The organism is Streptomyces katrae (genome assembly GCF_000717655.1).
Taxonomy (GTDB): Bacteria; Actinomycetota; Actinomycetes; order Streptomycetales; family Streptomycetaceae; genus Streptomyces; species Streptomyces katrae_B.
This window is the reverse complement of sequence record NZ_JNZY01000083.1, coordinates 1-6,562: the sequence shown is the minus strand read 5'-3', so window position 1 is coordinate 6,562 and position 6,562 is coordinate 1. Positions and strand designations below refer to the sequence as shown.

Below are 6,562 nucleotides of genomic sequence, written 5' to 3'. Positions count from 1 at the left end.
TTCGATCACCGCCCAGAGTTCATCGTCCACTTCCCACGGCTTCCGCCGAGCCACCCCACACCCCCAGATCAACGTCCTCAGGGACATCCAACCAGCCCGAAGATCATTTCGTTAGGGGTTGTAAGAGCTCGTAACAGGATCTTGTCGAGATGTCCTGGTCGGGCGTAACTGGTGTGATGATTCGGCCGTTCGTGAGTGTGTGAGCACTCGGCCGTGGATCGTGGACGACGACTTGTGGGCACTGATCGAGCCGCTACTGCCGCCCTGGCCGACGAGGTCGCCAGGGCCGCGGCCGGTGGCAGACCGGTTGTGTCTGCAAGGCATCTTGTACGTGCTCTGCAACGACATTGCGTGGCAACTTCTGCCCCCTGAGCTGGGGTTCGGCTCGGGGCAGACCTGCTGGCGGCGCCTGGAACGGTGGCAGCAGGCCGGGGTCTTCGACCAGCTGCACCGGATCCTCCTCGCCGAGCTGAACGCGGCCGGCCGGCTCGATTGGTCCAGGGCCTGCGTGGACGGCTCCCACATTCGGGCGAAAAAGGGGGAGCCGACACCGGTCCGTCGCCGGTCGACCGGCGGAAGACGGGCAGCAAACACCACCTGATCTGCGACGGACGAGGCATTCCACTCAAAGTCATCACGACCGCCGCGAACGTCAACGACGTCACCCAGATCCTCGCCCTGGTCGACGGCATCCCCCCCGTGGCAGGTCGTCCAGGCCGGCCGCGCCGACGTCCCGAGGCCTTACTCGGAGACAGGGGCTACGACTCCAACCCCAACCGCGATGAAACGACTCGCCGTCCGATGGGAACGCCGCACCGAACTGCACGACGCCTTCGTCTCCCTGGCCTGCAGCCTAATCTGCTGGCGACGCCTCAACAAACCCAACTCATGATCGTGTTACGAGCTCTAAGCGATTCAGGCCATGACCATCTCTCCACCAGCAGAGACCGCGACGCAGGAACTCGCCGCTCACTCCGCTGTCACTCGGCTGCCTGAACGCCGCTGACGAGGCTCTGTCTACGCGGCAGCACGGCGGCGGTCCGCAGGGTGGTCGCAGCGGCGCCGGAACGCGCCCCAGCAACTGCCACAGCGGGCGGCCGGCGGGCGGTCGTCCTCCGTCCACCCATGAGCGACAGGCCGCCCGCCAACTCGCCTTGCAGACTCGCCATCTGGTGGCTGGTGAGCCGACATCTGGAGCCGCCAGCCCCCTTCGTCACAAGGGCCGCTCTGCCGCCATCCCGCCATGCGCCGTGCCAGAAGTACGCCCCAGACGTTACTGGGGCGGGGCTCTTTCCATCCCCATTGGTGTGCCCCGGCGTTCTCCCGTCCTGCCGACCTCTGACACTGATCGACAGGAAAGACCGAAGGCAGTCCCCGACGCGTCGGACGTAGTGATCGAACTGCGGGGCTGATCGGCGCGTACAACGGTGTGCCGCTACCATCACCGTCGACAATGACAATATGCGCCTCTATATCCCACGACTTCCGACTTGGATGGCTTCAGTAGGCCCCTCGTGCAGAATGGGGCTGTGGGCGCTCGCTGTCGCGGGGTTTCTGGTGATGACCGAAATCTCCAGGCTGCTGGCCGAACTGACAGTCGAGGACAAACCCTCCCGCTCGGCCAGTGCGCTCTCCGGCTGGCCCGGCTTCGCCTTTTGGAATGACGACAAGCGTCTCGAGGCCGTCGCCGTGTGGGCAAAGGCCGCGCCGGAACTCATGGGGGACGGTGGGCGAGATCAGGTCCTTTGCTGGATCAGGACCTACCTCTGGCTGGACATCGTCGTCTTCGCACCCGCGTACGTCCTCGTCATCTATTTGCTGCTCCGCAAGATCTGGGGCGCGATCAGGAAGGACCCGCCGTTCCCCCCAGAATGGATCAAGTGGCTGGTTCTCGGTGTGCTGGCAGCCGACTGGGCCGAGACGATCTTCTCCTTCCGCCTGGTCGGCGATCTTCCCGCGGAGCCGTCGGAAGGCTGGGCCGATGCGGTGGCGTTCTTCTCGTCGGTCAAGTGGGGAGCCCTCGCGGTCACCGTGCTGTTCGGCCTTCTGGGATTTGCCCGGATGCTGCCGGGGCCCCTGGACGAATGGCTGGATAGATGGATGAGCTCCACCCTGACGGAGGCTCGCGTATGGACGCGCCATCGCAACCAGCTGGGGGTTCTTCTCATCCTGGTCCTGCTGGTCGTCGTGCCGGGTGAAGGCCCGCTGGAGCAGCTTCCCGACATCGAAAGGGCCTGGGCGCTGCACGGATGGGGGCAGCTGGTGGGGGATGTCCTGGGGCCCGTCGTCGTGCTTTTCGGGTTCTGCTTGGCGCTGTGGGTCGTAGGGCGATGGGCCCTGCTCGACGGGGCACCGCAGCAGCGGCAAAAGCCGTGGCTGTCCCCGCTCTGGCTGTTGACGCTCGGCGGGATTCTGCTGTTGCTCGCTCTCTTGTTGCACCTGGTCGCCGGGTATGCCGCGCCGGGGGTGTATGCGGTCCCGGTGCTCGTGCTGGTCCTCGCGATCTGGAGTCTCTTCCTGCGTGGGGAATGGCAGGATCCGCCGGCGAAGCCGACCAGGATTCCAAATGCGTCCACGCGAGAGAGGGCGCGGAGCATGGGCCGCGTTCTGGCTGTGTTGCCGCTCGCTATCGCTGGCTTGGGACTTACACGGGCTTATGCGCGGCCCTACCTCCTGGGGTCCGAGATCGCGACGGGTGTGGGTGAGGCAGGCCGGCTCGTGGACTTTGGGAGGGTGGAGTTCTGGTTCTGGATCGGAGTGGCCGCCGCGGCGCTGGCTGGCCCCGTGGCCAATGAGGTGGTCCGCTTTCTCGAAGGCCGCTGGCTCGATCCGAAGGCACAGACCGAGGCCGAGACCGAGCCGAAGCCGGAACCGGATTCCGAGTCGGACAGCAGTCAAAGGCCGATGCCGACGAGCGTGAAGGTGCTCAACATCCTTGGTCTTGGCATGCTCGCGCTGGCGGTCGTCACGGGAGGTGCCCTGACCATGTGGCCGGGCATGTTGGGGCCGCTGCTACGCAGTCTCGGGGTGCTCGTCCTGCTGCTGACGACCGTGACTCTTGCCGCTGGGTGGCTGGCGCGGCGAGCCGAGTACCGTCTGCCTCTTCCCGCCCTACGCTACCTCCGTTTCCGGCTCACTCCGCTATGGCTACTCGTCATCGCTGCGCTGGTGCTGGAGGCCATGCTCGACACCACCGGCGGCTACCACGAAGTGCGGCTCAAGCCACGGCCAGCATCAGACGGTGCCCTGGCCAAGCCCTTCGACGCCAAGCAGTCCTTCAAGGACTGGCATGCGGCCGTGAAGAAGTGCATGGACGACGACGCGAAACTCAAAACGGCGACGGCCATGCCGATGCTCTTCATCGCCGCGCCCGGCGGCGGCATCCGTGCTGCCTACTGGACAGGGTCAGCCATGGACGAGTTGACGAAGCCTCCGTGCGCCCGGGACATGGTCTTCGGCGCCAGCGGAGTGTCGGGCGGCAGTTTGGGCCTCGTCGGCCATGGTCTGGGACCGAGAGAAAATGAGCCCGCCGAGCACGCAGGCCGGGACTTCGCCGCCCGCCTGTCCGGCGAGGACACCCTTGCAGCCAACCTGGCCGCCATGTTCTACCGCGACCTACCGCGTGCCCTGCATGGCATCAACACCTTGGGTGACCTGCGTCCCGGCGACCGCGCGATCGTCTTCGAACGTTCCTGGGAGAGCCTTGACGACCGTCTGAAGGGGGAGTTCTTCTCCGCCACCAGTCAGCCTGCCAACGGGTCTGCCTGGCGTCCGCTGATCCTGCTCAACGGCACCGACGTGAACTCCGGCTGCCGCGTCGTCGTGTCGAGGGTATGGGCCACAGGCGGCCCGACCGATGATGACCAATCAGCGCTGAACTGCCAGCGCACGGAGGTGGCCACGCCCAGGGGCGCCGGGGACCGGGATGCCGGTCCTCCTGGCTTCGCGGCGGGTGCCATCGACGCGGCCGCCTACACTGACCACCGCGACTGCAATGACAACGAGGGGAACCAGGGACTTCGCCTCGCTACCGCGGTCCATCTGTCGGCCCGTTTTCCCTTTATCTCTCCGTCCGGGCGTATGCATCGCTGTGTCAAAGACGGCGAGCCCCAGAAGCTAGCGGACCTCGACGGCGGAACGCTCGAATCGAGCGGTCTCGCCCTCCTACTCGAACTGTGGGAGGAGCTAGAACCGCAGGTCGCCGCCTACAACAAGACCATCGCAACCGGAAGCGGCGGCCGCTATGTCCTCCCGCTCGTCGCAGTCCTCGACAACCACTACCAGTCCGGGGGAGTAGCACCCCGCGCCAAACGACAGCCGGAGGCCGTCGCGCCTCTCACAGCCAGCAAATCCCCTAAGGCCGCTCTGAGCGTGACCACGCTGGGACAGTTGGCGCTGTACCGATTCTCAGGCCCCCTGCCGGGAACCATTGCCCCCCCGATCGAACCACAGAAGACCAGCGAGCAGCCGGGTACCAAACCGCTGACGGACAGCGGCCCGCTGAAATTCAAGGTTGACGGCGCCGAATGCCCCCAGCTACGAAGTTTCTTCGCGGCCCCGTCCAGCCGCCCGGGCATCGCCGCCCCCCTCGGGTGGGTCCTCTCCGACATGAGCAGAGGAGACCTGAAGGGACAACTCGCTAAGCTCGTCAAAGGGCCTCACGAATGCCAGCCTTCTACGGAACTTCCGCCAGGGCAGACCCCCGGCAGTTTCAGCACCCTGCTGAAGCTGCTCCGAGGACCTGTCACCGTTGACACACAACAACCGCGCCAGCCCCGCTGACCACCGACCCGCATGCCGAGATAGGTCATCACGCCATGGACGGTGCGTAGTCCGAGGCACGTTGCTTTGGTTGCGTCCTTCCCATCGGATGCGCAGGCATCGGAAGCAGTCCAGCCACATCGCCAGGGGCGTCTATCAGGGGCGCAGGCCTCCTGCGCGAGGAAACCCGACAAGTCGAAACTCGACACGAGGCGGCGGCAGCCGGCGAGCCAGGCCATGGTGCGTTCGATGGTCCAGCGGTGGCGGCCCAGTCGCTGCGAAGACTCGATGCCCTTGCGGGCGATGCGGTGAGTGATACCGCGTCCGCGTAACCATCTCCGCAGGTGGGCATAGTCGTAGCCCTTGTCCGCGTGGAGCTTGCCTGGCTTACGCCGTCGGCGGCCGCGGCTCGAGCGGATGGGCGGTATCCCGTGGACGAGAGGTTCGAGGGCCTGGCTGTCGTACAGGTTCGCGCCCGAGATTCCGACGGACAGGGGCAGACCGGTCCTCTCGGTGATCAAGTGGATCTTCGATCCGTACTTGCCCCGGTCGACAGACATCCCACGCGCTTAACTCGTCAAGCGGCTGCCGCGGGAAGGTCCACCATGGGCTGGTTGGGGAATGCCTTCAGCTCCTCGTAGGGCTCGCCGTGCTGGAGGCAGTAGAAGAGCATCCCGACGAAGCGGTTGAATAGGTTGCGCTGGGCGGCGACGTGGCGGTCACCTGCCTCTTTGCGACGGTCATAGTGGGCTCTGGCGCCGGGGGAAGCGGTTAGGGAGGCGAAGGCCCACACGTAGCCGGCGGCGGCTGACCGCTGGTTCTTCACCCGGCGGGCCATCACCGAACAGCTTTTGCCGCTTGCCCGGGTGACTGGTGCACTGCCGGCGTAGGCCTTCATCGATCCAGCGGTCGCGAAACGGGCTCGGTCGTCGCCGATCTCGGCCAGGACTCGTGCCCCAGTTAAGGACCCCAGGCCCGGAAAGCTGGAGATGAGCCGGGCGTCAGGGTGCTGCTCGAAGGCCTCCCTCGTGGCGGCTTCGAGCTCGCTTGCGTTCGCGCAGGCCGCCTCCAGCTGACGCACCAGGGCCACGGTCTGCCGACCGAAGGCCTCCTCAACCTGAGGCGGTTGGTGGAGATACTCGCGGTGGAGGACCTCGTGAAGCCGGCTGGCCTCGGATTCGATGCCGCGCAGGCGTCCAGCCTGCGCGACGCGGCTGACCTGCTGGCCCCCAGGCCACGGCGGGACGCGCGGCGGCACAGGCCGAGCAGCTCTCACAAATTATTGACCGCCACCGAAGTCACGGCGTCGCTGACGCTAGAAGGAGACCACATGACCAGCCGCCGACGCCGGGACAAACAAGCCGAGCGAGCCGCGTTGCGGGCCGCTGCCGACCGCCTCCCGGCCGGCACACCGCTGCGTTCGGCGTCCGGCAAACTCTCCGCCTCCGAGTTGCTGGTCGAGTCCGGATTGCGGCGGGACGTCGCCTACGGCGACCATAAGAGCTCGTAACAGGATCTTGCTGAGATGTCCTGGTCAGCCGTGACCGGTGTGATGATTCTGCCGTTCGGGATGGTGTGAGTACTCGGCCGTGGATCGTGGATGACGACTTGTGGGCACTGATCGAGCCGCTGCTGCCGCCCTGGCCGACGAGGTCACCAGGGCCGCGGCCGGTCGCTGACCGGCTGTGCCTGCAAGGCATCTGGGCCTTGACCCCGGATTTTGGACACCGGAGACACTTGGATCTTGATGGTCCAGGAGAACGGAGTCCCCGTGGGGATGAAGCATTACCCTGCCGAATTC

At 66.0% G+C, this 6,562-nt stretch carries 3 protein-coding genes and 3 pseudogenes; 4 read left to right on the top strand and 2 right to left on the bottom strand.

Annotated features, from left to right (window positions below; genetic code table 11):
* Positions 1-217: 217 nt before the first annotated feature.
* Positions 218-892: pseudogene (locus IF09_RS44300) on the top strand (IS5 family transposase).
* A 668-nt stretch (positions 893-1,560) separates the two neighbouring features.
* A complete protein-coding gene (locus tag IF09_RS0139355) occupies positions 1,561-4,782 on the top strand; it encodes a hypothetical protein (RefSeq protein ID WP_158710210.1) in 3,222 nt (1,073 codons plus the stop codon).
* A gap of 188 nt (positions 4,783-4,970) precedes the next feature.
* On the opposite strand, the pseudogene IF09_RS44295 reads toward IF09_RS0139355, so the two are convergent.
* Both IF09_RS44295 and IF09_RS41435 read right to left on the bottom strand, forming a co-directional pair.
* Positions 4,971-5,312 (bottom strand): annotated as a pseudogene (locus tag IF09_RS44295) (transposase); the annotation flags it as partial.
* A gap of 26 nt (positions 5,313-5,338) precedes the next feature.
* Complete coding sequence (locus IF09_RS41435; protein ID WP_234321345.1) at positions 5,339-5,842, bottom strand: transposase; 504 nt, start codon at positions 5,840-5,842, stop codon at positions 5,339-5,341.
* A gap of 45 nt (positions 5,843-5,887) precedes the next feature.
* Between IF09_RS41435 and IF09_RS46665 the strand changes: the two genes are divergently transcribed.
* Both IF09_RS46665 and IF09_RS47820 read left to right on the top strand, forming a co-directional pair.
* A complete protein-coding gene (locus IF09_RS46665) occupies positions 5,888-6,271 on the top strand; it encodes a hypothetical protein (protein WP_199920547.1) in 384 nt (127 codons plus the stop codon).
* An 83-nt stretch (positions 6,272-6,354) separates the two neighbouring features.
* Positions 6,355-6,462, top strand: a pseudogene (locus tag IF09_RS47820) (IS5/IS1182 family transposase); the annotation flags it as partial.
* Positions 6,463-6,562: the final 100 nt, after the last annotated feature.

Coding starts and splice junctions, on each gene's coding strand:
- IF09_RS0139355 (WP_158710210.1), top strand. CDS start 1,561: ATGACCGAAATCTCCAGGCTGCTGGCCGAACTGACAGTCGAGGACAAA.